A 26,649-nucleotide genomic window follows, 5' to 3' on the forward strand; every position below is an offset into this window, starting at 1 on the left:
GACGACGGAGGTCAGGGGCTGATCGGCGAGAACCGCCTCCAGCTCCCGGATCTTGCCCTTGGCCCGGCGCCGCTCGATGCGGCCGTCCACCAAGGCCGCAACGCCTGCGGAATCATAGCCCCGGTATTCCAGGCGCTTCAGGCTGTCGATCATCAGAGGGGCCGCCTGGGCCGTCCCGGTCACGCCGATAATTCCGCACATGGCTTGATCTATTCTCCCGAGACGAAGGGTTCAGGCTGCTTGGCACAGGCCGCGCCTGGCGTTAAGCCCGCGTGCAAAGGGCGGGCCTGATCGTTTCGGCTTTAACCGAAAGGCCGTGACCGCCAACTAAAAAGACGTTTCGCCAGGTTTCCCGGCGAAAACGGAGGGATCGTGAGCAAGCGACGTTATTTCGGCACCGACGGCATTCGCGGCCGCGCCAACAGCCACCCCATGACGGCCGAGGTCGCGCTGCGCGTCGGTCTGGCAGCGGGCAAGTTGTTCATGTCCGGCGACGACCGGCGCCATCTGGTGGTGATCGGCAAGGACACGCGCCTGTCCGGCTACATGATCGAACCGGCTCTGGTGGCGGGCTTCGCCAGTGTGGGCATGGACGTGCGCACCTTCGGTCCCTTGCCCACACCCGGCGTCGCCATGATGACCCGGTCCATGCGTGCGGACCTGGGGGTGATGATCTCGGCGTCGCACAACAGTTTCGCCGACAATGGCATCAAGCTGTTCGGGCCGGACGGATACAAGCTCTCGGACGAGATGGAGCTGAAGATCGAGGCCCTGATGCATGAAGACCTGGGCCAGGGGCTGGCGGACGCCGACGCCCTGGGCCGGGTCAAGCGCATCGACGACGCCCAGGCCCGTTATGTGGAGATCGCCAAGGCGACCTTCCCGAGAAAGATGAACCTGAACGGCCTGCGCATCGCCGTGGATTGCGCCAACGGCGCCGGTTATCGTGTGGCGCCGACCACCCTTTATGAACTGGGTGCGGACGTCTTCCCCGTGGGCGTGGAGCCGAACGGCCTGAACATCAACGCCGAGTGCGGCTCCACCCATCCGCGCACTCTCTCTGAAGCCGTGAAGCGATACGGCGCCGACATCGGCATCGCCCTGGACGGCGACGCGGACCGGCTCGCGCTTTGCGACGAAAAGGGACGGGTCATCGACGGCGACCAGATCATGGCCCTGATCGCCCGTGACTGGGCCAGGCGAGGCATCCTGACCGGCGGCGGGATCGTGGCCACAGTCATGTCCAATCTGGGGCTTGAGCGCGTTCTCAAGGCCGACGGTCTGACGCTTGAGCGCACCCAGGTGGGCGACCGCTATGTCATGGAGCGCATGCGCGAGGGCGGGTTCAATGTGGGCGGCGAGCAGTCCGGCCATCTGATCCTCAGCCGCCACGCCACCACCGGCGACGGCCTGATCGCCGCACTTCAGGTGCTGGCCGTGATGGTGGAGTCCGGCAAGCCGATGAGCGAACTGGCCGCCCAGTTCGAGCCTGTGCCCCAGAAACTGAAGAACGTGCGCCACTCGGGGGGCAATCCCCTGACGGACAAAGGGGTGACGGACGCGATCACCGCCGGCCAGACGCGCCTGAACGGTTCCGGCCGGGTGGTTGTGCGCGCCTCGGGCACGGAACCCCTGATCCGCATCATGGCCGAAGGCGACGACGCCAGACTGGTGAACGCGGTGGTCGATGAGATCGCCGAGGCGGTCAAGGCGGCGGGCTGAACGGCCGCCGCGCCATGACCCCCACCCCGCTCCTGACCCGGATCACGGCCCTGGCGCCCGGCATGGCCCTGAGCCTGGCGGTGGCCGCCGTCGCCATGGGTCTGCAGAGTTTCGAGACGCGGGTGTTCGACCGCATCTGGCTGGAAGGCCTTGTCCTGGCCATTCTGATCGGGGCGGGTGTGCGAACCTTCTGGCCGCCGCCGGAGACCTTTCGTGCGGGTGTGGCGTTCAGCGCCGGATTTTTGCTGGAGGTGGCGGTGGTGCTGCTGGGCGCCTCGCTCAGCGCCCCGGCCCTGGCGGCCATGGGCCCGGCGCTGCTGCTCGGCATCGTGCTGGTGGTCGCTTTTGGCGTGACCGGGGGCTACTGGCTGGGTCGCTGGTGCGGCCTCTCGCGCAACGCCGCCCTGCTGGTGGCGTGTGGCAACGGCATCTGCGGCAACTCCGCCATCGTCGCTGTGGCGCCGGTGATCGGGGCCAGGGGCGAGGAGGTCTCGGCGGCGATCGGTTTCACCGCCGTTCTGGGCGTCGGCATGGTGCTGTTGTTGCCGGTGCTGGCGGGCCTGCTCGGCCTGTCCATCACCGATGCGGGCGTGCTGGCGGGCCTGACGGTCTATGCGGTGCCACAGGTTCTGGCGGCGGTGGCCCCCATGGGGCTGGCGGCCGCGCAGGTGGGCACGCTGGTCAAGCTGACGCGGGTGCTGATGCTGGGCCCGGTTTGCATTGTCCTGGCCCTGACATCCCGGGACCGGGCGGGTCAGAAGCCAGGACTGGCGCGCCTGATCCCGTGGTTCATACTCGGCTTCATCGCCATGGCGGCCCTGCGGTCCTTCGGCCTGATCCCGGAGGCGCTGATCGGGCCGATCACGGGCGTGGCCGGTGTCCTGACGGTGATCGCCATGGCGGCGCTGGGCCTCACCACGGACCTGCGCGCGGTGCTCCGGTCCGGCCCGCGCGTGGCCCTGGCCGCCGTGCTGTCGCTGGCCTTGCTGGTCGTGCTGGCGCTGGGTCTGATCGGCTTGCTGACCCTTCTCTAGATTTCCTGATTCCAGGCCCCGACGGCGTCGTGGACGGCCAACCGGGGCTTCACCTCCCTGTGGAAGAGGTCGCGCATGTCATCCTGCGACCGCAGGCTCTCGACCACCACCACCAGTTCCGGCTTGTTGGACGAGGCGCGCACCAGCACCCACGAGCCGTCCTCCAGATGAACCCGCGCGCCGTTGATGGTGAGGACCTCCACCACCTTGCGGCCGAGAATGTCGCCGCCGGCAGCAAGCAGGGCCAGGTAGTCTTGGGTCACCGCCTTCACGACCGCGTACTTGGCCTCGTCGACGCAGTGCGGGCTCATGGTCAGGGAGGTGAAGGCGGCGGGGAGGGCGGCCTTCAGATCCGACAACCGCTTGCCGGGATGTCGGTCCAGCAGGGACAGCACTGCACCCGCCGCCACGATGCCGTCGTCGTAGCCGCGCCCGATGGGCGCGTTGAAGAAGAAGTGCCCCGACTTCTCGAAGCCCGCCAGCGCCTTCATCTCGGTGAGCCTGCGCTTGATGTGGCTGTGGCCGGTCTTCCAGTAGACGGTGATTGCGCCGTTTGCGGCCAGCACAGGATCGGTCCTGTACAGCCCCGTGGACTTCACATCGACCACGAAGGTCGCGCCGGGGTGCAGGGCCGACAGGTCGCGGGCCAGCATCAGGCCGATCTTGTCGGCGAAGATCGCCTCGCCCGTGTCGTCCACCACGCCGCAGCGGTCCCCGTCGCCGTCGAAGCCCACCGCCAGATCGGCGCCGGTCTCCTTCACCCGCCGGGACATTTCGCCCAGCATGGCGCGGTCCTCGGGGTTGGGGTTGTACCTCGGGAACGCCCAGTCGAGATCGCAATCCATCTCGATCACCTCCGCCCCCATGCGGCGCAGGGCCTCGGGCGCGAAGGCGCCAGCCGTGCCGTTGCCGCAGGCGACCACCACCTTGAGAGCACGGCTCAGGGTCAACCCGGCGGTCACTTCGTCCAGATACCGTGCGCGGAAGCCCTCGATGTGCTCCAGCCGTCCGCCGGGACGGGCGACGCCGTCGCCGTTCAGCACGATGGCTTTCAGGCGGCTCATCTCCTCAGGCCCGAAGGTCAACGGCGGCTCTGCGCCCATCTTCACCCCGGTCCAGCCGTTCTCGTTATGGCTGGCGGTGACCATGGCCACGCAAGGGGCGTCCAGGGCGAACTGGGCGAAATAGGCCATGGGCGACAGGGCCAGACCGATGTCCACCACCTCCATGCCGCCCTGCATCAGGCCAAGCGTCAGGGCCTGTTTGACGCTTTGGGAATAGGACCGGAAGTCGTGACCCACCACGATGCGCGGCCGCACCCCGATCTCGTGGATGTAGGTCGCCAGCCCCAGACCCAGCGCCCGCAAACCGGGGAGGTTGATCTCCGAGCCCAGAATCCAGCGGGCGTCGTACTCGCGGAACCCGGTGGGCTTCACCAGGGCCCGGGTGTCGGTGTCAGCGGTGTCAGGAGCCAGGCCGGGACGAGGTTTCAGCATGGGTCCCTCGCAAGGGCGTCAGCCGGCGGGCGCAGCCGGCGGCGCGTCGGCGGGCGTTGTCGCCACGCCCCGTCCAGCCTCGCCCTCGGGCCAATTCAGCGCCAGGGCGATCATGGCGATGGCGATCAGGGCCATGAGGGGGAAGAACAGTCGGTTCCGCATGGCTCCGCTATAGCAGGGCCGTTTTGTCCGCCACAACATCGCAAGGAACGGATGGCGCGGCGCTACGCTTGCGGGTTGACCCCCGCCCGCGCCGGTCCTACCCGGTCAGGTCCAACTGGAGACACCGATGCCCCGACTGATCCTGCTGCGACATGGCCAGAGCCAGTGGAACCTGGAGAACCGCTTCACCGGCTGGGTGGACGTGGACCTGACCGACCAGGGAGAGGCCGAGGCTACACGTGGCGGCGAGCTGATCGCCAAGGCGGGCTTCAAGCCGGACGTCATGTTCACCTCGGTGCTGAACCGGGCGAAGCGCACGGGAGCCATGGCGCTGGTGGCTGCGGGCCTGAAGGACATCCCGGTGATCGAGGACTGGCGGCTGAACGAGCGCCACTATGGCGGCCTGACCGGGCTCAACAAGGCCGAGACCGCCGAAAAGCATGGCGAGGAGCAGGTGACGATCTGGCGGCGCAGCTATGACACGCCCCCACCGCCGCTGGCGCCCGGGGGCGAGTTCGATTTCACCGCCGACCCCCGCTACGCCGGGCAGGACATTCCCGACACCGAAAGCTTGAAGATCACGCTGGAGCGGGTTCTGCCCTACTGGAACAGCGCCATCGCCCCGCGCCTGAAGGGGGGCGAAAACGTGCTGGTCGCCGCCCACGGCAACTCCCTGCGGGCCATCGTCAAGCATCTGTTCGACGTGCCGGACGACCGCATCGTCGGGGTGGAGATCCCCACCGGCAATCCGCTCGACATCGAACTGGATGCCGATCTGAAGCCTGTCTCGGCGCGCTATCTGGATGAGGACAGGGCTCAGCCCCTGCCGGCGCTGTCATGAGCGATCCGCGCGATCAGGAGTTCATGCGCCGGGCCGTGGGCCTGGCCCGGGACCAGATGGGCAAGACCTGGCCCAATCCCGCAGTGGCCTGTGTCGTCGTCAAGGACGGCGCGGTGGTCGCCGAGGCCGCCACGGCGCCCGGCGGACGTCCCCATGCGGAAGAGCAGGCCGTGCCCGCCGCCGGGGACAAGGCCCGGGGCGCGACCGCCTACGTGACCATGGAGCCGTGCGGGGCGCGATCTTCGGGCCGCACCTCCTGCGCCCAGTATCTGATCGACGCCGGGGTCGAGCGGGTGGTCATCGCCTGTCTGGACCCGTCGCCCTTCGCCGCCGGGCGCGGGGTGGAGCGGGTCAAGGCGAGAGGGCTTGAGGTCGAGACCGGCGTGCTCAGCGACGAGGCGGCGGTCCTGTACGAAGGCTATCTGCACCGCCTGGAGTCGGGCCGTCCCATGGTTCGTCTCAGCGAGACCGGCGATGGCTTCGACGGTCAGTTCGCCGCCTCGGCCAAGGCGGATCTGGCCACCGAACTGAAGCGGCTGGGCGAGGCGGGCTACACCCGCCTGTGGACCGCGCCCGGCCCCCTGGCCGAGGCCCTGCGCGAACACGGTCTGCTGACCGAATAGGTCCCGGATTCCAACGCTTTCTTAAGCGCCGGTCAGGCAGTCTGGGGCCATGTCCGCGCAAACCGCCCCCATTGATCCCGCCAACAGGCGGCGGCTGACCCAGGCCGAGCTGGACGCCATCTGCGCCCGGCACGACCGATTGTGGCAGGCCAAGCCCGGCGGCGCACGGGCGGTGTTCACCTGGATGAACCTCTCGGGCCTGAGCCTGAGGGGCCGCAACCTGACAGACGCGGACTTCTCGGCCGCCGACATGGGCGGTTGCGACCTGAGCGGGACACGCCTGGACAATGCGGTGCTGTTCGGCGCCGATCTTCAGGACGCCATTCTGGTCGAGGCCAGTCTCCGACGGGCCGACCTGCGCGGGGCCTGCCTGCGCGGCGCCGACCTTACCGGGGCGGACATGTTCGAGGCCGACCTGCGGGAAGGCGCCATCGCGGCGGCGGATTCCAAGCTTGGTTTTCGCATGGTCGAACATCTGGTGCGGGACCGGGCGCGGGCCTCGGGCGCCAATCTGTCCGGCGCCAATCTGGAGCGATCCAAGCTGAGCGGGATCATCGCCATCGCGGCGGACTTCTCCGGCGCGATGATGAAGGACTGCAAACTGGTCCGGGCCAATCTGAAACAGGCCAACTTCCACGGCGCTGATCTGGCTGGGGCCGATCTGTCCGGGGCCGATCTGACCGGGGCGGACCTGCGGGATACGGTGCTGGTGGGCACCAAGCGCGCCATGTGGCGGACTGACGGGGCCGACATGACAGGGGCCTTGACCGACGAGAAGTCCTCTGGTGCGCCGGTGTCCAAGTTGCCGGCCGCCGATATGCTGCGCGAACACGCCATCTGGTGCGAGACCGGCGGCGCCGAGGGCCAGCCCTCGGTCTTCGATGACGTGGACCTGCGCAGCCTGAAAAGCATCCGGGCCCTGACCCTCACAGGCCTGTCGGCGAAGCGGGCTGTGTTCTACGGCCTCGACATGGAGGGCGTGCAGCTTCAGGGCGCCCAGTTGGAGGGTGCAGACCTGCGCTCGGTCAAGCTGCGAGGCGCGGACATGCGCGGCGCCCGTCTGAAGGGCGCCCGCCTGACCGGGGCGGATCTGCGCGAGGTGCAGTTGGGCCCGCTGATGATCGCCCAGGACCGACTGCTGCCCGCTGACCTGACCGGGGCTTATCTGCGAGGCGCCGACCTTTCGGGCGCTGACCTGCGACGGGCCATTCTGGTCCAGGCGGACCTGAGCCGTGCGGCTCTGCACGGCGCCCAGACGCGCCATGCCGAGTTCCTCGCCGCCCAGATGCACGGCGTGCGCGGACTGGTGCTGGACCACGAATAGGAAAGGGCGGCCCGAAGACCGCCCTTTCCCGGTTTTTCGATGAGTTCAGGCGTTACGCCGCCTTCTTGCCCTTGCCCTCGATCAGGGCCGGGCCGGCGTTGATCTCGATCCGCCGGGGCTTGAGCGCCTCGGGCAGTTCGCGCTTGAGCTCGATGGTCAGAAGGCCGTTGTTCAGGCCAGCTTCGCTCACCACCACATAGTCGGCCAGCTGGAAGCGGCGCTCGAAGTCGCGCTCGGCCAGGCCGCGATGCAGGAAGGTGCGTTCGTTCTCGTCATTGGCCGTGCGGCGGCCGGTGACGGTCAGCAGATTCTCCTTGACCTCGATGTTCAGTTCGTCGGGCTTGAAGCCGGCCACGGCGATCTCGATCCGGTAGGCGTTCTCGCCGGTCGTCTCGATGTTGTAGGGCGGCCAGCCGCCGGCCTCACTGGTGCGCGCGGCGCTTTCCAGCAGGTTGGCCATGCGGTCGAAACCCACGGCGGAACGGTAGAGGGGGGTGAAGTCGATGGTGCGCATTACAATCCTCCTGATGCACAGCAAGGTTGAACCGCCCCGTTTCCGGGGACGGACGGTGCCGGTCTCTGGCGGTCCCTGATGGGCCCCGCCGCGACCGTGAAAGCCCGGCGAACCGGCGCTCTCGGAAACTGAAATAGGAGAGCCGAAATCCCCCGCAAGGGGTCCGCAGACGATTTCATCAGACGCCGCTTGCCCAGGGGCGCAGGGCCTTTAGGGTGCCCGCAACGGAGACCGTCCAATGATCGGGAGATCCCTATGCGCCGCCTGACCCTCGCCGCCGCCCTTCTCGCCCTGACCGCGCCCGCCGTCCTGGCCCAGACGCCGGACGCGCCCGCCCGCGGCTCCGCCGCTGCACCGGTTCACGCCGAAGACGCCGTGCTGGCCGACATCATCGCCTCGGAGACCCGCGCCGCCGCCAACAGCGCACGGGACCAGCACCGGCGCCCCTACGAGGCCCTGACTTTCTGGGGCCTGCGCCCCGGCCTGACAGTGGTGGAGATCGAACCCGGCGGCGCGGGATGGTGGACGGAAATCCTCGCCCCCTATGCCCAGCGCACCGGCGGTGAGTATGTCGCCGCCTGGATCGACCTGGAGGCGCCGACCGTTTCGGACCGCGCCCGCGAGGCGCGCGCCGGACTGGAGCAGGAGCTGGCGGCGTTTGGCGGGGCCGCCCGCGCGGTGAATTTCGGGCCTGCCTCGGGTCTGGGCGTCGAGGACGGGACGGCCGACATGGTTCTGGTCGCCCGGGCGTTCCACAACTGGGCCCGCGCCGATCTCACGGACCGCTATATGGCCGAGTTCTTCCGCGCCCTGAAACCGGGCGGTGTGCTGGCGGTCGAGCAGCACCGGGCCGAGGAGGGCCTGAACGTCGCCGAAACCGCCTCCACCGGCTATGTGCCCGAAAGCTATGTCATCCGGGCGGCCCAGGCCGCCGGCTTTGAACTGGACGCCCGCAGCGAACTGAACGCCAATGTGGCGGATGAGCGGAATCACCCGTTCGGTGTCTGGACCTTGCCGCCGGTCCGGCGCACCGAACAGGACGGCCGCACGCTCACCGAGGCCGAACGCGCCGCCTTCGACGCCATTGGGGAAAGCGACCGCATGACCCTGCGCTTCCGCAAGCCCGGATGATCATCGTTTCGGTGCGTCACGGCGCGCTTTGACGGGTATGGTGAACCGCTTTAAGTCCAAGGCGGTGGCCGTGTCGGGGCGGTCTGCAAACGCGAGTCTTGCGGCACATGGGATTTATGGCTGATCGGTCCTGGAATCAGGCGATGTCCGCCTCGCGCCGGCGGCTGCTGGCGGGCGGGGCGGCCCTGGCGGGCCTGACGCTGGTGTCCGCCTGCGGACGCGATGCTGAGCCCGAGGTGGTCGAGGGGGAGCCCGAAGGCCCGCCCCCGGCGCCGGAAGGCAGCCTGGAATGGGCCGTGGCCGGGGCCTGGCGGGTCCATGACCGCGGCCGTGACCAGTGGCGGCATCCGGTTGAGACCCTCACCTTCTTCGGCATCCAGCCTCAGATGCACGTGGTGGAGATGTGGCCCGGCGTCGGCTGGTACACTGAAATTCTGGCCCCTTATCTGAACCGCGGCGGCGGCAGGCTGTATGCGGCCGGCTTCGAGATTGGCCCGGACGCCGACCCGGCCCTGCGTCAGGTCATGGCGCGGTTCGAGGGGCGTTTCGCGGCGGACCGGCGGCTCTACGGAGACGTGCAGGTCACCGCCTTCGGCCCCACCAGCGGCCCCCTGGCTCCGGCCGGCACCATCGACATGGCCCTGTTCCTGCGGAGCCTCCACGCCTGGATGGCGGCGGGCATTGCGGAGAAGGCCTTCGCCGACGCCTATGCGGCCCTCAAGCCCGGGGGCGTCCTGGGTGTGGAGCAGCATCGCGGCGCGTCCGGTGGTGATCAGGATCCGGCAGCGGCCACAGGCTATGTGCAGGAAGCCTTCGTCAAGCAACTGGCCGCCGAGGCGGGCTTCATCTTCGTGGCCTCCAGCGAGGTCAATGCAAACCCCGAAGACACCAAGGACCACCCCTTCGGCGTGGACACCTTACCGCCCAACAGTGTGAGCGCTCCGCCGGGCGAGCCCGCCGATCCCGAGTTTGACCGCAGCCGCTATGACGCCATCGGCGAGAGCGACCGCATGACCCTGAAGTTCCGGAAACCCGAATGAACGCCTCCACCGCTCCCGGCGTGAACCGCGCTGCGGCCTTTGCCGCGAACGCTCCCCTGATGGGCGTGCCGGGCGCATCCTCGCCTCCCGGCGGCGTGGGTGAGTGGTATCGGGGCGCAGGGGGGCTTCGTCTGCGCGCGGCGTTGTGGACGCCGTCGCCGTCCATCGAGGATGCGCCGCGCGGCACAGTGATCGTCAGTCCGGGCCGGACCGAGCCCATCGAGAAATATTTCGAACTGATCGGCAATCTGCTGGCCCGGGGCTTCTGCGTGCTGGCCCATGACTGGCGGGGCCAGGGTCTTTCGGCGCGTCTGCTGCCCGACCGGCTGCGCGGTCACGCCCGGGCGGTGGAGGAATTTCTGGACGATTACGCCCGACTGCTGGACGCTTTCGAGGCGCGGCTGCCCAAGCCGTGGATCGCGATTGGTCATTCCATGGGCGCGGCCCTGAACCTCCTCACGCTCGAGGCTGGGGAGACCCGCCTCGCCGGGGCGCTGCTGTCCAGCCCCATGCTGCGAATCCGTACGGGCAAACGGTCACTGTGGTCGGCCAGGATGGCGGTGAAGTGGAACCTGCGCCACGGCAAGGCCGGCGACTATGTGCTGGATGATCCGGACGATCCGTTCGACCACACCTTCGAGACCGACGCCCTGACCACCGATGAGAGCCGCTATGAGTTATGGCGCCAACAGCTCTACGCCTGCCCGCACCTGGCGCTGGGCGGGCCGACCTGGGGCTGGTTGGCCTTCGCCTTCGATGCGGGCGAGCGGGCCCTCAAACCCAAGGCCCTGAAGCGGGTCACCGTGCCCGTCTCCATTGTCCAGGCGGGTGAGGACACCGTCGTCTGGAAGCAGACCAACCGCTGGGCGGCCAAGCGTCTCGGTCGCGGGCGGTATGTGGAGGTGGAGGGCGCCAGGCACGAGGTCATCATGGAGACCGATGACCTTCGCGCCGCGTTCCTGCGGGAGTTCGACGCCATGGTTGACTATCTCGCGCCGCGTGGATCGCAACAACCTCAGGCTGAGTCAGCCGAACTGGCCTAGAGCGCCGCGCGCCTGAGTGTCACGAGGGCCTGATCAATCAGGCTCTCGTCGCCCACCGCCAGGACCTGGCCCCTGTCATCGGGCGCCTGCCCGCGCCAGTTGACCACCTTGCCGCCTGCAGCCTCGACCACGGGGACCAGGGCGGACCAATCCCAAGGTTTCAGGCTCGTCTCGGCTACAAGGTCAATGCGCCCGGCGGCGATCATGGCGTAGGCGTAGGCGTCGCAGCCCAGTCGAGCCAGTCGCGCGGCCGCCCGCACCTGGGTCCACGCCCCCAGCTCGGCGCCGGTGAAGATGTCGGGATCGGTGGTGGCGATGACCGCGTCGTTCAGGCGGGCGCAGGTGCGAACCTTGAGCGGGCAGGGGGGCTCCCCACCCTTACACAGCACAGCGCCTGACGGACCGCCCAGGAAAATCTCGTCCATCACCGGCTGGGCGATGACGCCCGTTACGGGGCGCCCTTCATGGCGCAGGGCGATCAGGGTGGTCCAGAGCGGAAGGCCTGCGACGAACGCGCGCGTGCCGTCCACTGGGTCCAGCATCCAGACGTATTCGGCGTCCGGGCGATCCTCGCCATACTCCTCGCCGATGACGCCGTGGTCGGGAAAGCGTTCGGTGATCAGCCGCCGCATGGCGGCCTCGGCGTCGCGGTCAGCCTGGGTTACAGGATCGAAGGCGCCGGGCTCTCCCTTGTCCTCCTCGCCGCAGTCGGTGCGAAACAAGGGCAGGGTGACAGCGGCGGCGGCGCGGGCCAGGTCGATGGCGAAGGCTTCAAAAGAGGTCATGACCGGCGGGCATACAGTGCGCCCGCCGACGCGTCACGATCTTAAGGCGCTCAGGCCGTTTCCGGCGTGGCGTGCAGCGACTTGGCCAGGTCCAGCAGCCGACGACGCGGACGCTCGCCGAGCTGGTAGTAGGCCTGGATCAAGTCGATGGTCTCCTTGCGGGAGAACATTTCGCCGCCGTTCCCGTTGCCCGGGCCGCCCGCATCCTTGCGTTCCAGCGCTTCGGTCAAACCGTCGTAGAAATAGTTGACCGGCGTCTCCAGCGCCTCGGCCAGCTGCCACAGGCGAGCGGCCGAGATGCGGTTGGCGCCGCATTCGTATTTCTGAATCTGCTGGAACCGGATGCCCACCTGTACGGCCAGTTGCTGTTGGGTCAGGCCCAGCAGGCGGCGGCGGCGACGCAGGCGGCGACCCAGATGAAGATCGATTTCGGTGGCCATGTTGAGCCCCTCCTCGTTTGGCGACCGCTGTTCCACTACGGGACAGCTCGCCAGTCACGGCGCAAGGGCCATGCCGGTTTCGCGCGGTGCGGGAGGCGATTCACCTTTCGGGTGTGCAATGTGGCTGCAATCAGGCAACCTTGACCGCGTCGGCGCATTACAAGGCCGACCCTCGTTTATCAACGGAAGGAAATCGACATGGGTGGAATGGGTTGGATCGCCTGGATCATTATCGGCATCATCGCCGGCTGGCTGGCGGAACAGATCATGGGCCGCAACCACGGCCTGCTGACAAACCTGATCGTGGGCGTCGTCGGCGCCCTGATCGGCGGCTTCGTCGCCAATGCGCTGGGCTTCACCTGGGGCGGCTGGATCGGCTCGACCATCGTGGCCACCATCGGCGCGATCATTCTGCTGTTTATTCTGGGCCTCGTTAAGCGTCGCTAGGAAAAGCTTCAGAGAGCAAAAAGGGCGGCTCGAAGGAGCCGCCCTTTTCTTATGCAGGGTCAGTCGGGATCAGGACTGGGGTTCCTCGACCGGCTGCATGGTTTCCGGCGTGGGTTCCGGCAAGGCCTCGGTTTCGGGCTTGTACTCATCGGTCGCTTCGGCTTCCCCCGGAAGCGGGGCTTCAGCACCCGAGACGTTCGATGACGCGTCGCTCACAGCGGGGGCGGCTTCGAACTCGGCTTCGGTCCAGGCCAGAACCACGGCGCCGTTGTCCAGGCCGGCGCCGTCGATGGGCGCTTCGCGAAGTTGGCCGTCAGCCGTGCGGATCTGCAGGGTTTGCTGGCCCGAGGCGTCCACGCCGGCACCCTCAAGAATGCCAAGCGAGGCGCCGTCAGCAGCGCGAACCTCGGCTCCAGGCACCACCGAGCCGCTGGCTTCGGGCTCAGCCGCAGGTTGCTCCATGGGAGGCTGACTCATGGGGGCTTCAGTCGGGACTTCCTGCGCGAAGGCGGGAGCGGCGAACATCAGGGCGCCGGCCACGCCGGTCAGAAGAGCGGTCTTGCGGATCATGATGAAATCTCCTGTTTCGCGAGCCGGGAGGCGCTCGCATAGAAGTGAACACGACAGATTTCGGATTGTTTCCCGCGCCCAGAAATGACCTTGGCCCCGCCCCATTCGACCGATTCCTGATCGGCCAGGGACGAGGCCAAGACGGCCGTCTGGAGATTTCGTGAGGGACGGCCGTTCGCCAGCCCCCGAGGTCGGCCCTATTGGGGCTGAGCCTCGAACTCGGCTTCGGTCATGGCCGTGACCACAGCGCCGCCTTCAACCGAGGCGCCGGCGGCGGGGACGGTGCGGACAGCGCCGTCAGCGGTGCGTACAGCCAGGGACTGCACGCGGCCGGCCGTGTCGCGAGTCACATTCACCACCTGGCCGAGCATGGCGCCGTCGGATGCATGGACCACTGCGCCGGCCTCGACGTCCAGATCAGCCGAGGCGCTGGAGGCGTTCACGCCCGCGTCGGCCTGGGCGTCGGCAGCCACTTCCGCGTCCACTTCAGGCGTATGGCCAAGAGTGTCCTGGGCGTCCCGAGCCGTGTCGCGCGTGATGCGACCGGTGTCGCGTACTGTGTCGCGACTCAGATCCTGGGTCCGGTCGATTGTCGAGCCCAGGGGCGGGGTGGCCACCTGGCCACCGACCTGGCCGGTCACTTGACCGCCGACGTTTCCGACCACCTGGGCCGCGGCGGGGAAGGCTGCCAGCGCCAGTACGGCGGCGCTGGCGGTGAGAAGAGTCCTGTGCATGTTCGTCTCCTTGGCGGGTGTATTGCGCCCCCACCAGCAGGAGAAACCCGCCAAGACCGTCCCGAGTTTCATTCCGGGACAGGCTTAACGTCGTTCAGTCAGGCTTCCTTGACGCGCTTCTTGCGGAAGGAGGGGTTCAGCACCTGCTTGCGCAGACGGATGGACTTGGGCGTCACCTCAACCAGTTCGTCGCTCTCGATATAGGCGATGGCCTGTTCCAGCGAGGGCCGGCGCGGCGGGGTCAGGCGCACGGCCTCGTCCTTGCCGGAGGCCCGCACGTTGGTCAGTTGTTTGCCCTTGATGGGGTTCACGTCCAGGTCGTCGGAGCGGCTGTTCTCGCCGATGATCATGCCCTGGTAGGTCTTTTCGCCCGCGCCCACGAACATGACGCCGCGATCCTCCAGGTTCCACAGGGCGAAGGCCGCCGTCTCGCCGTCGGAGTTGGACACCAGCACGCCCTTCAGACGGCCCTCAATGGCCCCCTTGTAGGGTTCATAGTGGCTGAACACGCGGTTCAGCACGCCGGAGCCGCGGGTGTCTGTCAGGAACTCGCCCTGATAGCCGATCAGCGAGCGTGACGGGCACATCAGCTGGATGCGGGTCTTGCCGGCGCCGGACGGGCCCATGTCCTTGAGCTCGGCCTTGCGGGCCGACAGCTTTTCGATGACCACGCCGGAGTATTCGTCATCCACGTCGATGACCACGTCCTCGATGGGCTCCAGCCGCTCGCCGTTCTCGCCGGTCTGATAGACCACTCGGGGGCGGGAGATGGACAGCTCGAAGCCTTCGCGGCGCATGTTCTCGATCAGAACGCCCAGCTGCAGTTCGCCGCGGCCGGCGACCTCATAGGCGTCGGCGCCCGGGGTCTGGGTGACGCGGATGGCCACATTGGACTCGGCTTCTTTCAGCAGGCGGTCGCGGATGACCCGGCTCTGCACCTTGTCGCCCTCGCGGCCGGCAAGCGGGCTGTCGTTGACGGCCACGGTCATGGAGATGGTCGGCGGATCGATGGGCTGCGCGGGCAGGGCCTCGGTGACTTCCAGCGCGCACAGGGTGTCCGCCACGGTGGCCTTGGACATGCCGGCGATGGCGACGATGTCTCCGGCCTGTGCGCCCTCCTCCACGGGCTGGCGCTTCAGGCCACGGAAAGCCAGCACCTTGGTGATGCGGCCCTGTTCGATCTGCTTGCCGTCGCGGTCCAGGGCCTTGATAGCCATGCCGGGCACGGCCTTGCCGCTTTCGATGCGGCCGGTCAGCAGGCGGCCCAGGAACGGATCGGACTCGATCAGCACGTTCAGCATCTGGAAGGGCTTGTCGACGTTCAGGGCGACCGGCGCCGGCGGCACGTGCTCGACGATCAGGTCGAACAGCGGGGCCAGGGTGTCGGAGGGCTGGTTCAGGTCCAGGGTCGCCCAGCCGTTTCGGCCCGAGGCGTAGATGTGCGGAAAGTCCAGCTGCTCTTCGGTGGCGCCGATGGCCGAGAACAGGTCGATGGTCTCCAGGTGCACCCGGTCCGGATCGGCGTGGGCGCGATCCACCTTGTTGATGCAGAGAATCGGCTTCAGGCCCATCTTGAGGGCCTTGGTCAGCACGAATTTGGTCTGGGGCATGACCCCTTCCTCGGCGTCCACCAGCAGGACGCAGCCGTCCACCATGCCGAGAATCCGCTCAACCTCGCCGCCGAAGTCGGCGTGACCGGGAGTGTCGATGATGTTGATGCGGGTCTCGCCCGCCTTGCCGTTCCACAGCACGCTCGTGGCCTTGGCCAGGATGGTGATGCCGCGCTCGCGCTCCTGGTCGTTGGAGTCCATGGCGCGTTCGGTGGTCGCCTCGTTGGCTCGGAAAACGCCGGACTGGGCCAGCAGCTGGTCCACCAGGGTGGTCTTGCCGTGGTCGACGTGGGCGATGATGGCGACGTTGCGAAGGTTCATGGCGATGATTCAGACGTGTAAGGCGGGCGCGCGGACCGGCTCGGTCCGTTCGGGCCGCTGGATTTGCGGATCGGGGAGGCGGGGGCCTCATATAGGAGGCGCGGCCAAAAGGCCAGCGCGGGCGTGCGCTACACCTTTCGAGATCAGCCGTAGAGGTCGCCAAGATAGACCCGGCGGACGTCGGGATCACTGATGATCTGGCCGGGCGTTCCTTCGAACAGCACCTCGCCGCCGTGAATGATGGAGGCGCGGTCGATGATGTCCAGAGTCTCACGCACGTTATGGTCGGTGATCAGCACCCCGATGCCGCGATCGGCGAGATAGCGGATCACCTGACGGATGTCGGCGATGGCCAGCGGGTCGATCCCGGCGAAAGGCTCGTCCAGCAGCATGAATGACGGTTTTCCGGCCAAGGCGCGGGCGATCTCTACCCGGCGGCGTTCACCGCCCGACAGGGCCGTGGCCGGAGCCTCGCGCAGATGATCGATGTGCAGTTCTTCCAGCAGGCGGCGCACCTCGTCGGAAACCGCCTTTTCGCCGACGGTGTTCAGCTCCACCACCGCCCGCACGTTCTGCTCGACCGTCATGCCCCGGAAGATGGAGGCTTCCTGAGCCAGATACCCCAGACCCATGCGGGCCCGCTGGTACATGGGCTGGCGGGTGATCTCCTCGCCATCGAGCCAGATGGCGCCGGAATCGGCCGGAATCAGGCCGGTGATCATGTAGAAGCAGGTGGTCTTGCCCGCACCGTTGGGCCCCAGCAGGCCGGCCACCTCGCCCCGGTTCACGTGCAACGAAACATTGCGCACCACCTGACGCTTTCCGAACGATCTTGCGATGTTCTCCACACTCAGGCCCTTGCGACGATCGGCGGACGAGGGTGTGGCCGCCGCCTCGGGCGCGGCCTCAAGCGACGCGGCGTCCCTGGAGGCGCGTTCGCGCCTCGGCCGGGGCGGTCGGTTCAGGGCTGAGAGCTCCTTGCGCGCCAAGAGCCGGCTCAGTTCCGGTCGGGATAGAAAACGCCCTGCACCCGGCGTCCGGCGTTTCCGGTGGGCGCGCCTTCCATGCGAGCGCGACCGGTGCCGATGTTGATGCTGAGGCTGGAGCCGGTCATGACGTTATCGCCCTGGCGCAGGATCACATCCCCGGTGACGACCAGGGTGTCGTTGGCGGCCGTATAGACGGCGCGATCACCTCGCACGACCTGCTCGGGCGTGACGAAATAGACCTCACCTATGGCTTCGACGCGATTGAGGCCGCCCATGCTGGTGACGGCGGAGGATCCCTGGTCTCCGGAGCGGCTGTAGTAGACGTCGAAGCGTCCTGCGCGCAGACGGTTCTCGCTCTGCATCGCCTCCGCACGCCCGACGTAGCTGATCAGGCCGCGCTGCTCGTCGAATTCGACGTCATCTGCATTGATCATGAACGGAGCGCTGCTGCGCGAAATCTGGGTCCAGCCGACGCTGGCCAGACCGCTCGCCGCCAGAACGGCCGCCATCAGTGCGATTGTCATGCGCCGCATGATCATAATTCCCTATCCGGCCCCGCCGGTGTTGATCGTGGTCCGGACCTTATCATCGCCAGAGCCGCTGAACACGACCCGGCCGCCTTGTTCGTAGATGGCATAGGACGACGCGTCGATTGTTCCAAGGGCGCCGGCGCCCTGGATGCCCTTGTCGCCGGTGACGACGCCAGTGCGTGTGTCCACAACGGCCTCGGGCGTGACGAAGCGAAAGCCCGCGCCTGCGTCCTCGATGATCACCTGCCCGCGCAGGATCAGGGTGCGGGACGATTCGTCATAGAGGCCGTGACCGGCCGAGAGTTCACTGGTCTTGCCGGCCTCCAGCGTCAGCCGCATGACCGGAGCGTCCAGCCGGAACATCCCGGTGTCCGGATCACGCACCGCCTGCGCTGCGCCGATGACGAAGGAGCGGCCTTGCTCGTCCTGACCATGGAACATGGGGTTGGACAGGCGCACTTCACGGGATTCAACCCGGCTGCGCTCGACTCCCGCGATGATGGATCGGGTTCCCACCCACAGGACGGTTCCGCCCGCCAGCACGGCGATGGCGATGGGCAGGACGCGGCGAAGCAGCATGACTCGCCGCGAGCGTGCGCGCCATTGTCGGCCCGCCAGAACAACCCGGCGCTCATCCGCCGCCTTCAGGTCATCGCCGGGGGTCGGATCGCTCATGATCAGGTGTGGGCGAAGATGTCGGAGTCTTCCCAGCCTTGCAGGTCAAGCCGGGCGCGTGCGGGCAGGAAGTCGAAACAGGCCTGGGCCAATTCGGTGCGGCCCTCGCGCGCCAGCATGGCGTCCAGCCGCTCGCGCACCACATGCAGGTGCAGTACGTCAGAGGCCGCATAGGCCAGTTGCTCGGGGCTCAGCACCTCGGCGCCCCAGTCGGAGGATTGCTGGGCCTTGGACAGGTCAACTCCCGCCAGTTCGCGCACCACGTCCTTGAGCCCGTGCCGGTCGGTGTAGGTGCGGGCCAGCTTGGAGGCGATCTTGGTGCAGTAGACCGGGCCGGTCTCGATCCCCAGGTGGTTCTCGAACATGGCGATGTCGAAGCGACCGAAGTGGAACAGTTTCAGGACCGCCGGGTCCGCCAGCACCCGCTTGAGATTGGGGCAGTCGTAGGCCGGACGATTCAGGCGCACCACATGGGCGTCGCCGTCGCCGGACGACAGCTGGACCACGCACAGGTCATCGCGGTTGTGGCGCAGGCCCATGGTCTCGGAATCCACCGCCACCACCGGACCAAGGTCCAGATCGCCGGGCAGGTCGCCTTCGTGAAGGTGAACGGTCATGAGGGCCTCGTACAGAATCCGGTGCGCTTTGTCCGGATCATCATAGACGAACGGCGCCGCGTCCCAAGACACGGCGCCGCCGAAAAATATGGTGCCCAGGAGAGGACTCGAACCTCCACGACCTTTCGATCACTGGCACCTGAAGCCAGCGCGTCTACCAATTCCGCCACCTGGGCCCGAAGGTTTCCCCTCGGAAGGCGCGGACCCTTAAGGCAGGGAAAACGTGCGGTCAATGGCGGTTCTGATCATATTGCGCATAACGGACCGCGCGCGCGTTGCGGGGGCCGATGGCTTGGTCTATCCCCGGCGCGCCGGACGGGATCAATTCCGGCCCAGAGCGTCGCCCCGGAGCATTTGTCATGACCGCATCGTCCAGACTCGTCACCGTCTTCGGCGGCTCGGGCTTCATCGGGGGCCAGGCCGTGCGCGAACTGGCGCGGCTGGGCTGGCGCATTCGCGTGGCTGTCAGAAAGCCCAACACCGCTCATGACCTGCGCCCCCTTGGCGACGTGGGGCAGATCCAGTTGATGCGCTGTGACGTCACCCGTCAGGCGGACGTGGAGGCGGCCCTGCGCGGCGCCGATGCGGTGATCAATCTGGTGGGCACCTTCAACACCCGGCGGTTCCAGGCCATGCATGTGGACGCCGCCCGCTACATCGCCGAAGGCTGCGCCGCCAACGGCGTCACGCGTCTGGTTCAGGTCTCGGCCAACGGGGCGGACGCCGCCTCGCCCTCCCTCTACGCCCGCTCCAAGGCCGAGGCGGAGGCCATCATGCGCAAGCAGGTGCCCGGCGCGGTGATCCTGCGCCCTTCGGTGGTGTTCGGGCCCGGCGACGCCTTCCTGAACCGGTTCGCGGCCATGGCGTCCATGTCGCCGGTACTGCCTCTGATCGGCGGCGGCGAGACGCGGTTCCAGCCTGTTCATGTCGGCGATGTGGCCGAAGCGGTGGCGGCGGCAGCGACGCGCCCCGAGCTCGCCGGGCGCACCTTCGTGCTGGGCGGGCCGTCGATCTACAGTTTCCGGGAAATTCTGGAGCTGATCCTGCGTGAAACGCACCGCGAGAAAGTCCTGCTGCCCCTGCCGTTCCCGGTGGCGCGGGCCATGGGCTCAGTGATGCAGCTGGGCGAGTTGTTCGGGATCGCTCCTCCCCTGACGCGTGATCAGGTTCTGATGCTCCAGTCCGACAATGTGGTTCCGGACGGCGCCGAGGGCCTCGCCGCCCTGGGCATCATGCCGACGGGGATGGAGGTCATCGCTCCATCCTATCTGTGGCTTTATCGCCGGGGCGGCCAGTTCGCCGAACCGGCTGCGGCCTAGAGGGCGCCGGTCAGCCACAGGCCGGCCAGCCCCACGGTTCCGACGAGGATCCGCCACCAGGCGAAGACCGCGAAGCCGTGCCGGGTCACGAAGGCCAGCACGGCCCTGACGGTCAGGAAGGCGGTGACGGTGGCGGCGATGAAGCCGATGGCGATCAGGCCGAAGTCCGAGAAGTCCAGAACCGCGCGGTTCTGGAACAGGTCATAGGCCACCGCCGCGCCCATGGTGGGCAGGGCCAGAAAGAACGAGAACTCCGCCGCCGACCGCTTGTCGGCGCCCAGCAGCAGCCCGCCCGCGATGGTGGCGCCCGAGCGGGACACGCCGGGGATCATGGCCAGGCACTGCACCACGCCGATGATCAGATACATGCGCATGGGATATTTCGCGGCGTCCAGATGCACCGGTGTCATGGGCCGACGGTCCAGCCACAACAGGACGAAGCCGCCGATGATCAGCGAGACACAGATGATCACCGGCGTCTCGAAGAACACGGTCTTGATGATGTCGTACATGAACACGCCGATCACCATGGCCGGCAGGAAGGCCACCAGCAGGCCGATCAGGAAGTGGCGCGCCTGGGGGTCATGAGGCCACTGGGTCGCCAGCTGGAAGAGACGGCGCAGATAGACGGTGATGACCGCCAGAAGCGCGCCCAGCTGGATCACCACCTCGAAGGTCTTGCCGGTGCTCTCGAAGCCCAGGAAGTGGCCCAGCAACAAGAGATGGCCGGTGGACGAGACGGGAATGAATTCGGTCAGGCCCTCGACGATCCCGAGCAAAAGCGCCAGCAGCCAGTCGCCCATGCGGCGAATCCCCCGTCTTGGTCAGATGGTCCCGGCGCCCCTCAGTGAGCGCCCGGTTCGACGCCCACATAGCGCAGGCGGGCGCGGATGGGCGCCCCCTCCAGCAATTGATCCAGCGCATGGGCCAGAAGCCCTGTCGATCGCCCGATGGCGAACAGGTCGAAGGCGCCGTCGCGGGGCAGATTGAAGCGCCGCACGATCAGGGCCAGGGCCAGGTCGAAGGAGGGCTTGAGCCCGGTGGCCCGTTCGCCCGCCTCCACCAGGCTCGCCAGGTCGGGGGGAAGGTCGGCGGCGGCCAGCAGGGCGGCGGCGCGGGGGTCTCCGTCGGGATAAAGCTCGTGCCCGAAGCCGGGCAGGCGGCCGTCCTGATCCATACGGCGGCGCACGGTGTCTTCCGGATCGCGCCGGGCGTCCAGAACCAGGGCGCTGGCGGCGGACAGCTGGCGGCTGACGTCCGGGCCGGTCAGGGCGGCCAGGCCCGCCATGGCGGCGGCGGCGGGACTGGCGCCCGTGCCCGCCACGGCCCGCGCGGCCAGCACGGCGCCGTTCAGTTCGTGGTCGGCGGACAGGACCAGGGCCCGGCGCAGAATGCCGGAATCCCGCTCGGAAATCTTCCACGCGCGGGCCAGGCGTTGGTGCAGGTGCAGGCGCGGGCCCATGCCGACGATGGCGTCCACCATCTCGCTCAGCACCCCGGCGCATTCGACGGTCAGGTCGCGCGCCGCCCGGCCGGCAGCCGGCGGGTCCTCGTCCACACGCCGGGCGATGAATTGCAGCAGCCGCGAGCGCGAGGGACCGGCATAGGCCACGTCGATGCGGGGCTTCAGCGTGGCGAAGGGATTGCCGTCACGGGCGTTCCACAGCACCCGGGCCGCGTCCTCGAGTGTGGCGTGTTCGGCAAGCTGGATAGCATCGCGCCCGCGATAGAACAGACGGCCGCCGATGATGGCGGTGACCGAAGACTGTACCGTTGCCTCGCCGCGTACGGCGGAGGCGCCGATGACGGCCGGGGCGGCCGACCCGGGCGAGCCGTCGCACAGCCGGGCCACGTCATCGGCGGCGTACAGGCTGCGTCGGGGGTTTTCAGGGTCGGGGCGGGCGGTGATCCGTCCACGGCTGACATAGGCGTAGAGCGTCTGGGTCTTCACCCCCAAGCGGTCAAGGGCCTCGTTGCGGCCGATCCAGTGTCGCTGGGCGGTCTCCATGACGGCTCCCTTGTCCTGCGATCTTCATGCGGTTGGCCTACCTGGCACGATCAACATTGACAAACTGTTCCCCGGAAAGGGCGATTTCATGACAGGCGCGGCAATTTTTGACCACGCCCCGGGTTCGGTTGCTTCGGACCCCGCTGTTGCGCCACAAGACCCCTGATGACCGAGAAAGCCACGCCACTGGATCCCCACGCCGCCAACCGCCGCATCACGACATTGTCGGTGGGGGTGGCGGTGTTCCTGATCGCCATCAAGGCATTTGCCCTGGGCGCCTCGGGCTCGGTGTCCATCCTGGCCTCACTGACGGATTCGGTGCTGGACCTGATCGCATCCCTGGCGGTGTTTTTCGCCGTGCGCTGGGCTGCGGCCCCACCTGACCACGAGCACCGCTATGGTCACGGCAAGGCCGAGGCGCTGGCCGCGCTGGTCCAGGCCGGACTGGTGTTCGCTTCGGCGGTCTTCATCGCCTGGGAGGCGGTGCAGCGCATGGTCGATCCCCGCCCGGTCACCGCCGGAGGCTGGGCTGTGGGGGTGATGGTGATCTCCATGGTCGCAACCGTGGGTCTGGTCTGGATGCAGAGCCGGGCGATACGCGCCACGGGCTCAATGGCGGTTCGGGGCGACCGCGCCCACTACGCCGCCGATATCGGAGCCAATATCGTGGTTCTGATCGGGGTGATTTCCGGCGCATTCCTTGGCGCCGCCGGCCTGGACGCGGCTGCCGGCCTGATCGTCGCTGTCTGGCTGTTCTGGGGCGCGCTGGGCATGCTCGGGGGCTCTGCCGACCATCTGATGGACAAGGGCGTGGACGACGAGACCCGCGCCCGCATCGTTGCTGCTGTTCTCGCTGATCCGCGTATCGGGGGGGTGCATCAGCTGCGCACCCGCATGGCCGGGACTGTGCTGATGATCCAGATGCATGCGGACCTGGAGCCCGAACAGACTCTGGAAGCGGCTCACGGGGTCGTCGTGGAGGCCGAGGCCCGTATCCTGAAGGCCTTTCCCGGCGCCGACATTCTGATCCATCCCGACCCGCGCGGCCGCACCCGCGCCCATGGCGGGGTCAAGGGCAATGCTGAGCCCTCAACCGGCGTCCCGGTGACGGAGTAAACGCGGGATTAAGGACGACGGGCGCATGGGTTCGTCCATGTCTTCGCCCGTCGCCGCCTTGTTGCATTACCCGTTCGATCCGGCCTCGCGCGCCGCCCGCCTGGCGCTGGGCGAGGCGCGGGTGGAATTCAGCGAAAGCCCGGTCAAGCCGTGGGAGCCGGACTGTATCCTGGGCCAGGTCAATCCCACCGGCATGCCGCCGGTGGTGCGCACCCTGCTCGACGGCCGCACCCTGACCCTGTGCGAGCTGGGCGCCATCCTGGGCTGGATCGAGGACAGCGCGCGCGGCCCCTTGCTGATGCCGGTGGACCCCGTGGAGCGGGCCGAGACCCGGCGGCTGACCGCCTGGTTCGAGCGCCGCTTCAATGACGAGGTCAACGCCGTGCTGCTGCACGAGCGTCTGGAGAAGGCGATCCTGAAGCTGGGGCCGCCGGACGCGCGCGGTCTGCGTCAGGGGCGCGAGGCCCTGCGTCAGCATCTGGCCGAGCTGGAAGACCTGCTGAAGGGGCGCGACTGGCTGTCCGGCCGGCGCATGACCCAAGCGGACCTGATCGCCGCCGCGCATTTCTCCGTGATGGACTATTTCAGCGAGATGCCCTGGGCCTCGTTCCCGGCGCTCAAGGCCTGGTACGCGCCCATCAAGTCGCGGCCGTCGTTCCGGCCGTTGCTGGGCGACCGTTTCCCCGGCGTGGCCCCGCCGGTGCATTACGCGGATCTGGATTTCTAGCTTTCCGCCGCCGCGCGCGCTATCGCGCCCCATGGCCAAGGACCCCCGAGACGAGATCCGGCGCCGGGCGGCGGCGCTGGGCTTTGACGTCTGCCGCTTCGCCTCGGCGGCCGAGCCGTGGAGCGCGGGCGAAAGGCTGGCCCATTTCGTGGATCAGGGCCGCCACGGCGAGATGGAATGGATGGAGACGACGCTGGCGCGCCGCGCTCATCCCACCGCCATGTGGGAGGACGCCCGCACCGCCATCGTCCTGGGCCTCAACTATGGACCCGAGCATGATCCCCTGCCGGAGATGGAGGACCGCTCGGCGGGCTACATCTCGGTCTATGCCCGGGGCGACGACTATCACGAGCTGATCAAGGGCCGGCTGAAGCAGCTGGCCGGGATCGTGGCCGCCCGGTCGGGCGCGGAGGTGAAGGTGTTCGTGGACACCGCCCCCCTGATGGAGAAACCGCTGGCCCAGCGCGCGGGCCTCGGCTGGCAGGGCAAGCACACCAATCTGCTCAGCCGCACCCACGGCAACTGGCTGTTCCTGGGGGTCATCCTGTCGGCGGCGGACTATGCGCCCGACCCGGCCGAGGACGAGCACTGCGGCTCGTGCCGGGCCTGTCTGGACGCCTGTCCCACCAACGCCTTTCCCGCCCCGTTCCAGCTGGATGCGCGGCGCTGCCTGTCCTACCTGACCATCGAATTCGCCGGGCCGTGGCCCGAGGAGTTCCGCGTGGCGGCGGGCAGCCGCATCTACGGCTGCGACGACTGCCTCGCGGTCTGTCCGTGGAACAAGTTCGCCCGAGGGGCGCACGAGGCGCGGCTGCACGCCCGGGACAGTCTGAAAGCGCCCCGTCTGGCTGATCTGGCGGCGCTGGACGACGTGGCATTTCGCGCCCTGTTCACCAAGAGCCCGGTCAAGCGCATCGGCCGCGACCGCTTCGTGCGCAATGTGCTCTACGCCATCGGCAACAGCGGCGATCCCGCCCTGATCCCGTCGGCCGAACGCCTGCTGGAGGATTCGGCCCCGGTGGTGCGTGATGCGGCCGGCTGGGCGCTGGGCCGGCTGAGGGCCGCCTAAAGCTGATCCATGTTGTTCTCGTGGTCCACCGCCTCGCGCTTCAGCCAGTCGGCGAAGGCGATGGCGCTGGGCGAGGCCGGGCGGTCGCGGGGGGTGACGATGTGGTAGGCGAAGCCCACGGTCTGGCTGCCGTCGGGGAAGGGGGCCACCAGCCGTCCCGCGCTCAGGTCCGCCTGGGCCAGGGTGCGCTTGGCCAGGGCCACGCCGCGCCCCGCCACCGCCGCCTCGATCAGCAGGCTCGACTGCGAAAAGCGCGATCCCCGGCGCGGATCGGGATGGCGCACCTTGCGCGCCTTCAGCCACATGGCCCAGTCCGGCCGCCCCGGATCGGCGTCCGAGGACACGTCGTGCAGCAGGCCATGGTGGACCAGGTCGGCGGGCTTTCGGATGGGCTTGTCGCCGTTCATCAGGCCGGGGGCGCAGACCGGCAGCACCTGTTCGGTCATCAGCAGATCCACATGGGCGTTGGCGTAGCCGCCGGGGCCGTAGCGCACCGCCACGTCCACCGTGCCGTCCGACAGGTCCGCCGGCTCCATGTCGGCCGAGATCCACACCTCCACCTCCGGATGCTCGGCGTGGAAGCGGTCCATGCGCGGCATCAGCCATTTGGCGGCGAAGGAGGGCGCCACGCTGACGCTGATCTGCTTCTTGCGGGGCGGCTCGCGCAGCAGGGCCGAGGCGTCCATCAGGCGCTCCATGCCCTCACGCAGCAGCGGGATCGACGCGCGGCCCAGATCGGTCAGGGCCAGCCCCTTGGGCTCGCGCCGGAACAGGGGCGCGCCGACGATGTCCTCCAGCAGGCGGATCTGCTGGCTGACGGCGCCGGGCGTCACCGCCAGCTCGTCGGCGGCGCGGCTGAAGTTCAGGTGCCGGGCGGAGGCTTCGAAAGCGCGCAGGGCGTTGAGGGGTAACAAGGGTCTGGCCATGACCCGTCATTAGATTTCCTAACACAGAGCGCAAGGCATAATGGTTTGTGAGGCGCCCCGCCCCGGGTGTTGGATCGCGGCTCGTTTCAAGAGTTCCGCCCCATGCGCGTCTTCCTGGCCTCCATTCCCTTGACCGACGTCCGCGTCGCCGTGATCGGCGGCGGCGAAGCGGCGCTGGCCAAGCTGCGTCTGTTCACCACCTCGCCCGCCGCCCTGTCGTGGTTCGCCGTCGGCGAAGTCGCCGACCGCCGTGAGTGGCCCAATGGCGCGCCCAAGCCGGTCTTCGCCGAGCCCACCGCCGAGCATCTGGCCGGCGCCCGGCTGGTGTTCATCGCGGTGGAGGACGCAGGCGACGCCGCCCGTCTGGCCGCCATGGCGCGCACCACGGGGGCCCAGGTCAATGTGGTGGACCGCCCGCACCTGAGCGACTTCCAGACCCCCGCCCTGATCGACCGCGACCAGGTGGTGGTGGGCGTGGCCACCGGCGGGCTGGGCCCCATCCTGGCGCGGGACCTGCGCTCACGCATCGAGGCGGTGCTGCCCGCCGCCCTGGGCCCGCTGGCCCGGCTGGCCGGCGAACTGCGCGAGACGGTCAAGGCCTCAGTGCCCGACTTCATGGCGCGCCGCCGCTTCTGGGAGCGGGCCTTCCGGGGCCCCGCCGCCGATCTGGTGGCCCACGGCCGCGAGGCCGAGGCCCGCCGCGAGATGCTGCGCCTGCTGAACGTGGCGGTGCCGGAGCACGGCGTGGTGCACATCGTCGGCGCCGGGCCGGGCGATCCCGAGCTGCTGACCCTCAAGGCCCTGCGCGTGCTGCAGGACGCCGACGTCATCATCCA

General features: G+C 68.3%; 29 protein-coding genes, 1 tRNA gene and 1 pseudogene. 14 read left to right on the forward strand and 17 right to left on the reverse strand.

Annotation, left to right across the window (positions count from 1 at the left end; translation table 11 throughout):
• A pseudogene (locus C0461_RS06490) lies at window positions 1-201 on the reverse strand (glutamine--fructose-6-phosphate aminotransferase); the annotation flags it as partial.
• 171 nt (window positions 202-372) lie between these two features.
• On the opposite strand from C0461_RS06490, the gene glmM reads away from it, so the two are divergent.
• Both glmM and C0461_RS06500 read left to right on the forward strand, forming a co-directional pair.
• Window positions 373-1,722 (forward strand): phosphoglucosamine mutase, encoded by a 1,350-nt coding sequence (gene glmM / locus C0461_RS06495; protein ID WP_292105017.1) that lies wholly within the window; start codon window positions 373-375, stop codon window positions 1,720-1,722.
• A gap of 14 nt (window positions 1,723-1,736) precedes the next feature.
• Window positions 1,737-2,756 carry a putative sulfate exporter family transporter gene (locus tag C0461_RS06500; RefSeq protein ID WP_292105019.1) on the forward strand — a complete coding sequence of 340 codons (1,020 nt, stop codon included), beginning with the start codon at window positions 1,737-1,739 and terminating at the stop codon, window positions 2,754-2,756.
• Here the strand turns inward: C0461_RS06500 and C0461_RS06505 are convergent.
• Window positions 2,753-4,252: a phosphomannomutase/phosphoglucomutase gene (locus C0461_RS06505; RefSeq protein WP_292105020.1), complete on the reverse strand. Its 1,500-nt coding sequence runs from the start codon at window positions 4,250-4,252 to the stop codon at window positions 2,753-2,755. The genes C0461_RS06500 and C0461_RS06505 overlap by 4 nt on opposite strands.
• Before the next feature lie 18 nt (window positions 4,253-4,270).
• Complete coding sequence (locus C0461_RS06510) at window positions 4,271-4,414, reverse strand: hypothetical protein (protein WP_292105022.1); 144 nt, start codon at window positions 4,412-4,414, stop codon at window positions 4,271-4,273.
• 127 nt (window positions 4,415-4,541) lie between these two features.
• On the opposite strand from C0461_RS06510, the gene gpmA reads away from it, so the two are divergent.
• The 3 genes from gpmA to C0461_RS06525 are packed head-to-tail and all read left to right on the forward strand — an operon-like array spanning window position 4,542 to window position 7,202.
• Entirely contained in the window at window positions 4,542-5,255 is a 714-nt protein-coding gene (gene gpmA / locus C0461_RS06515; RefSeq protein ID WP_292105023.1) for a 2,3-diphosphoglycerate-dependent phosphoglycerate mutase, read from the forward strand.
• Window positions 5,252-5,878 (forward strand): bifunctional diaminohydroxyphosphoribosylaminopyrimidine deaminase/5-amino-6-(5-phosphoribosylamino)uracil reductase RibD, encoded by a 627-nt coding sequence (gene ribD / locus C0461_RS06520; RefSeq protein WP_292105025.1) that lies wholly within the window; start codon window positions 5,252-5,254, stop codon window positions 5,876-5,878. Before gpmA ends, ribD begins: the two co-directional genes overlap by 4 nt.
• Window positions 5,879-5,927: 49 nt before the next feature.
• Entirely contained in the window at window positions 5,928-7,202 is a 1,275-nt protein-coding gene (locus tag C0461_RS06525; protein ID WP_292105027.1) for a pentapeptide repeat-containing protein, read from the forward strand.
• A 52-nt stretch (window positions 7,203-7,254) separates the two neighbouring features.
• On the opposite strand, the gene C0461_RS06530 is transcribed toward C0461_RS06525, so the two are convergent.
• Complete coding sequence (locus tag C0461_RS06530; RefSeq protein WP_292105028.1) at window positions 7,255-7,716, reverse strand: Hsp20 family protein; 462 nt, start codon at window positions 7,714-7,716, stop codon at window positions 7,255-7,257.
• 249 nt (window positions 7,717-7,965) lie between these two features.
• On the opposite strand from C0461_RS06530, the gene C0461_RS06535 reads away from it, so the two are divergent.
• From C0461_RS06535 to C0461_RS06545, 3 genes are all read left to right on the forward strand, one after another.
• Window positions 7,966-8,847, forward strand: a complete 882-nt coding sequence (locus C0461_RS06535; protein WP_292105052.1) for a methyltransferase domain-containing protein — start codon at window positions 7,966-7,968, stop codon at window positions 8,845-8,847.
• Between the two features lie 143 nt (window positions 8,848-8,990).
• On the forward strand, window positions 8,991-9,887 hold the full coding sequence (locus C0461_RS06540; RefSeq protein WP_292105029.1) for a methyltransferase: 897 nt from the start codon (window positions 8,991-8,993) through the stop codon (window positions 9,885-9,887).
• Between the two features lie 20 nt (window positions 9,888-9,907).
• Window positions 9,908-10,930, forward strand: coding sequence for an alpha/beta hydrolase (locus C0461_RS06545; RefSeq protein WP_292105053.1), 1,023 nt, complete (start codon window positions 9,908-9,910; stop codon window positions 10,928-10,930).
• Here C0461_RS06545 and hisN read toward each other — a convergent pair.
• Entirely contained in the window at window positions 10,927-11,715 is a 789-nt protein-coding gene (gene hisN, locus C0461_RS06550; RefSeq protein WP_292105031.1) for a histidinol-phosphatase, read from the reverse strand. The genes C0461_RS06545 and hisN overlap by 4 nt on opposite strands.
• Before the next feature lie 50 nt (window positions 11,716-11,765).
• Entirely contained in the window at window positions 11,766-12,155 is a 390-nt protein-coding gene (locus C0461_RS06555) for a helix-turn-helix transcriptional regulator (protein ID WP_292105033.1), read from the reverse strand.
• A gap of 198 nt (window positions 12,156-12,353) precedes the next feature.
• Here C0461_RS06555 and C0461_RS06560 point away from each other — a divergent pair, with 198 nt between their 5' ends.
• Window positions 12,354-12,602 carry a GlsB/YeaQ/YmgE family stress response membrane protein gene (locus tag C0461_RS06560; RefSeq protein WP_292105034.1) on the forward strand — a complete coding sequence of 83 codons (249 nt, stop codon included), beginning with the start codon at window positions 12,354-12,356 and terminating at the stop codon, window positions 12,600-12,602.
• A gap of 69 nt (window positions 12,603-12,671) precedes the next feature.
• Here C0461_RS06560 and C0461_RS06565 read toward each other — a convergent pair whose 3' ends face one another.
• From C0461_RS06565 to C0461_RS06600, 8 genes are all read right to left on the reverse strand, one after another.
• A complete protein-coding gene (locus C0461_RS06565; protein ID WP_292105035.1) occupies window positions 12,672-13,172 on the reverse strand; it encodes a superoxide dismutase in 501 nt (166 codons plus the stop codon).
• A gap of 197 nt (window positions 13,173-13,369) precedes the next feature.
• Complete coding sequence (locus C0461_RS06570) at window positions 13,370-13,906, reverse strand: hypothetical protein (protein ID WP_292105036.1); 537 nt, start codon at window positions 13,904-13,906, stop codon at window positions 13,370-13,372.
• A gap of 98 nt (window positions 13,907-14,004) precedes the next feature.
• A complete protein-coding gene (gene typA / locus C0461_RS06575; RefSeq protein WP_292105037.1) occupies window positions 14,005-15,837 on the reverse strand; it encodes a translational GTPase TypA in 1,833 nt (610 codons plus the stop codon).
• Window positions 15,838-15,980: 143 nt separating this feature from the next.
• A complete protein-coding gene (lptB, locus tag C0461_RS06580) occupies window positions 15,981-16,691 on the reverse strand; it encodes an LPS export ABC transporter ATP-binding protein (protein ID WP_292105055.1) in 711 nt (236 codons plus the stop codon).
• A gap of 143 nt (window positions 16,692-16,834) precedes the next feature.
• Entirely contained in the window at window positions 16,835-17,365 is a 531-nt protein-coding gene (locus tag C0461_RS06585; RefSeq protein ID WP_292105038.1) for an LptA/OstA family protein, read from the reverse strand.
• A 6-nt stretch (window positions 17,366-17,371) separates the two neighbouring features.
• Window positions 17,372-18,031, reverse strand: coding sequence for an LPS export ABC transporter periplasmic protein LptC (gene lptC, locus C0461_RS06590; RefSeq protein WP_292105039.1), 660 nt, complete (start codon window positions 18,029-18,031; stop codon window positions 17,372-17,374).
• Between the two features lie 2 nt (window positions 18,032-18,033).
• Window positions 18,034-18,648 (reverse strand): ribonuclease D, encoded by a 615-nt coding sequence (locus C0461_RS06595; RefSeq protein ID WP_292105040.1) that lies wholly within the window; start codon window positions 18,646-18,648, stop codon window positions 18,034-18,036.
• A gap of 89 nt (window positions 18,649-18,737) precedes the next feature.
• Window positions 18,738-18,824: transfer RNA gene (locus C0461_RS06600), tRNA-Leu, on the reverse strand.
• Between the two features lie 183 nt (window positions 18,825-19,007).
• Here C0461_RS06600 and C0461_RS06605 point away from each other — a divergent pair.
• Complete coding sequence (locus tag C0461_RS06605; protein ID WP_292105041.1) at window positions 19,008-19,967, forward strand: complex I NDUFA9 subunit family protein; 960 nt, start codon at window positions 19,008-19,010, stop codon at window positions 19,965-19,967.
• On the opposite strand, the gene C0461_RS06610 is transcribed toward C0461_RS06605, so the two are convergent.
• The gene (locus C0461_RS06610; RefSeq protein ID WP_292105042.1) at window positions 19,964-20,770 is read right to left on the reverse strand and encodes an undecaprenyl-diphosphate phosphatase; all 807 of its coding nucleotides are present in this window, start codon (window positions 20,768-20,770) and stop codon (window positions 19,964-19,966) included. The genes C0461_RS06605 and C0461_RS06610 overlap by 4 nt on opposite strands.
• Window positions 20,771-20,811: 41 nt before the next feature.
• Window positions 20,812-21,975: a citrate/2-methylcitrate synthase gene (locus C0461_RS06615; protein ID WP_292105044.1), complete on the reverse strand. Its 1,164-nt coding sequence runs from the start codon at window positions 21,973-21,975 to the stop codon at window positions 20,812-20,814.
• Window positions 21,976-22,140: 165 nt separating this feature from the next.
• Between C0461_RS06615 and C0461_RS06620 the strand changes: the two genes are divergently transcribed.
• From C0461_RS06620 to queG, 3 genes are read left to right on the forward strand one after another with little or no spacing between them, the layout of a single operon-like run.
• Window positions 22,141-23,091 (forward strand): cation diffusion facilitator family transporter, encoded by a 951-nt coding sequence (locus C0461_RS06620; RefSeq protein ID WP_292105046.1) that lies wholly within the window; start codon window positions 22,141-22,143, stop codon window positions 23,089-23,091.
• Between the two features lie 37 nt (window positions 23,092-23,128).
• Window positions 23,129-23,818 carry a glutathione S-transferase family protein gene (locus C0461_RS06625; protein WP_292105047.1) on the forward strand — a complete coding sequence of 230 codons (690 nt, stop codon included), beginning with the start codon at window positions 23,129-23,131 and terminating at the stop codon, window positions 23,816-23,818.
• 31 nt (window positions 23,819-23,849) lie between these two features.
• Window positions 23,850-24,887 (forward strand): tRNA epoxyqueuosine(34) reductase QueG, encoded by a 1,038-nt coding sequence (gene queG, locus C0461_RS06630; protein ID WP_292105048.1) that lies wholly within the window; start codon window positions 23,850-23,852, stop codon window positions 24,885-24,887.
• On the opposite strand, the gene gcvA is transcribed toward queG, so the two are convergent.
• The gene (gene gcvA, locus C0461_RS06635; RefSeq protein ID WP_292105050.1) at window positions 24,884-25,813 is read right to left on the reverse strand and encodes a transcriptional regulator GcvA; all 930 of its coding nucleotides are present in this window, start codon (window positions 25,811-25,813) and stop codon (window positions 24,884-24,886) included. The two genes, queG and gcvA, sit on opposite strands and share 4 nt — an antisense overlap.
• Window positions 25,814-25,915: 102 nt before the next feature.
• Between gcvA and C0461_RS06640 the strand changes: the two genes are divergently transcribed.
• Window positions 25,916-26,649 (forward strand): NAD(P)-dependent oxidoreductase (locus C0461_RS06640; RefSeq protein WP_292105051.1); only part of this gene is annotated, 734 nt, incomplete at its 3' end.

Origin of the sequence: Brevundimonas sp. (assembly GCF_013823285.1) — a bacterium.
GTDB lineage: Bacteria > Pseudomonadota > Alphaproteobacteria > Caulobacterales > Caulobacteraceae > Brevundimonas.

Coding starts and splice junctions, on each gene's coding strand:
- C0461_RS06500 (WP_292105019.1), top strand. CDS start 1,737: ATGACCCCCACCCCGCTCCTGACCCGGATCACGGCCCTGGCGCCCGGC.
- C0461_RS06505 (WP_292105020.1), bottom strand. CDS start 4,252: ATGCTGAAACCTCGTCCCGGCCTGGCTCCTGACACCGCTGACACCGAC.
- C0461_RS06510 (WP_292105022.1), bottom strand. CDS start 4,414: ATGCGGAACCGACTGTTCTTCCCCCTCATGGCCCTGATCGCCATCGCC.
- gpmA (WP_292105023.1), top strand. CDS start 4,542: ATGCCCCGACTGATCCTGCTGCGACATGGCCAGAGCCAGTGGAACCTG.
- ribD (WP_292105025.1), top strand. CDS start 5,252: ATGAGCGATCCGCGCGATCAGGAGTTCATGCGCCGGGCCGTGGGCCTG.
- C0461_RS06525 (WP_292105027.1), top strand. CDS start 5,928: ATGTCCGCGCAAACCGCCCCCATTGATCCCGCCAACAGGCGGCGGCTG.
- C0461_RS06530 (WP_292105028.1), bottom strand. CDS start 7,716: ATGCGCACCATCGACTTCACCCCCCTCTACCGTTCCGCCGTGGGTTTC.
- C0461_RS06540 (WP_292105029.1), top strand. CDS start 8,991: ATGTCCGCCTCGCGCCGGCGGCTGCTGGCGGGCGGGGCGGCCCTGGCG.
- hisN (WP_292105031.1), bottom strand. CDS start 11,715: ATGACCTCTTTTGAAGCCTTCGCCATCGACCTGGCCCGCGCCGCCGCC.
- C0461_RS06555 (WP_292105033.1), bottom strand. CDS start 12,155: ATGGCCACCGAAATCGATCTTCATCTGGGTCGCCGCCTGCGTCGCCGC.
- C0461_RS06560 (WP_292105034.1), top strand. CDS start 12,354: ATGGGTGGAATGGGTTGGATCGCCTGGATCATTATCGGCATCATCGCC.
- C0461_RS06565 (WP_292105035.1), bottom strand. CDS start 13,172: ATGATCCGCAAGACCGCTCTTCTGACCGGCGTGGCCGGCGCCCTGATG.
- C0461_RS06570 (WP_292105036.1), bottom strand. CDS start 13,906: ATGCACAGGACTCTTCTCACCGCCAGCGCCGCCGTACTGGCGCTGGCA.
- typA (WP_292105037.1), bottom strand. CDS start 15,837: ATGAACCTTCGCAACGTCGCCATCATCGCCCACGTCGACCACGGCAAG.
- C0461_RS06585 (WP_292105038.1), bottom strand. CDS start 17,365: ATGATCATGCGGCGCATGACAATCGCACTGATGGCGGCCGTTCTGGCG.
- lptC (WP_292105039.1), bottom strand. CDS start 18,031: ATGAGCGATCCGACCCCCGGCGATGACCTGAAGGCGGCGGATGAGCGC.
- C0461_RS06595 (WP_292105040.1), bottom strand. CDS start 18,648: ATGACCGTTCACCTTCACGAAGGCGACCTGCCCGGCGATCTGGACCTT.
- C0461_RS06605 (WP_292105041.1), top strand. CDS start 19,008: ATGACCGCATCGTCCAGACTCGTCACCGTCTTCGGCGGCTCGGGCTTC.
- C0461_RS06610 (WP_292105042.1), bottom strand. CDS start 20,770: ATGGGCGACTGGCTGCTGGCGCTTTTGCTCGGGATCGTCGAGGGCCTG.
- C0461_RS06615 (WP_292105044.1), bottom strand. CDS start 21,975: ATGGAGACCGCCCAGCGACACTGGATCGGCCGCAACGAGGCCCTTGAC.
- C0461_RS06620 (WP_292105046.1), top strand. CDS start 22,141: ATGACCGAGAAAGCCACGCCACTGGATCCCCACGCCGCCAACCGCCGC.
- C0461_RS06625 (WP_292105047.1), top strand. CDS start 23,129: ATGTCTTCGCCCGTCGCCGCCTTGTTGCATTACCCGTTCGATCCGGCC.
- queG (WP_292105048.1), top strand. CDS start 23,850: ATGGCCAAGGACCCCCGAGACGAGATCCGGCGCCGGGCGGCGGCGCTG.
- gcvA (WP_292105050.1), bottom strand. CDS start 25,813: ATGGCCAGACCCTTGTTACCCCTCAACGCCCTGCGCGCTTTCGAAGCC.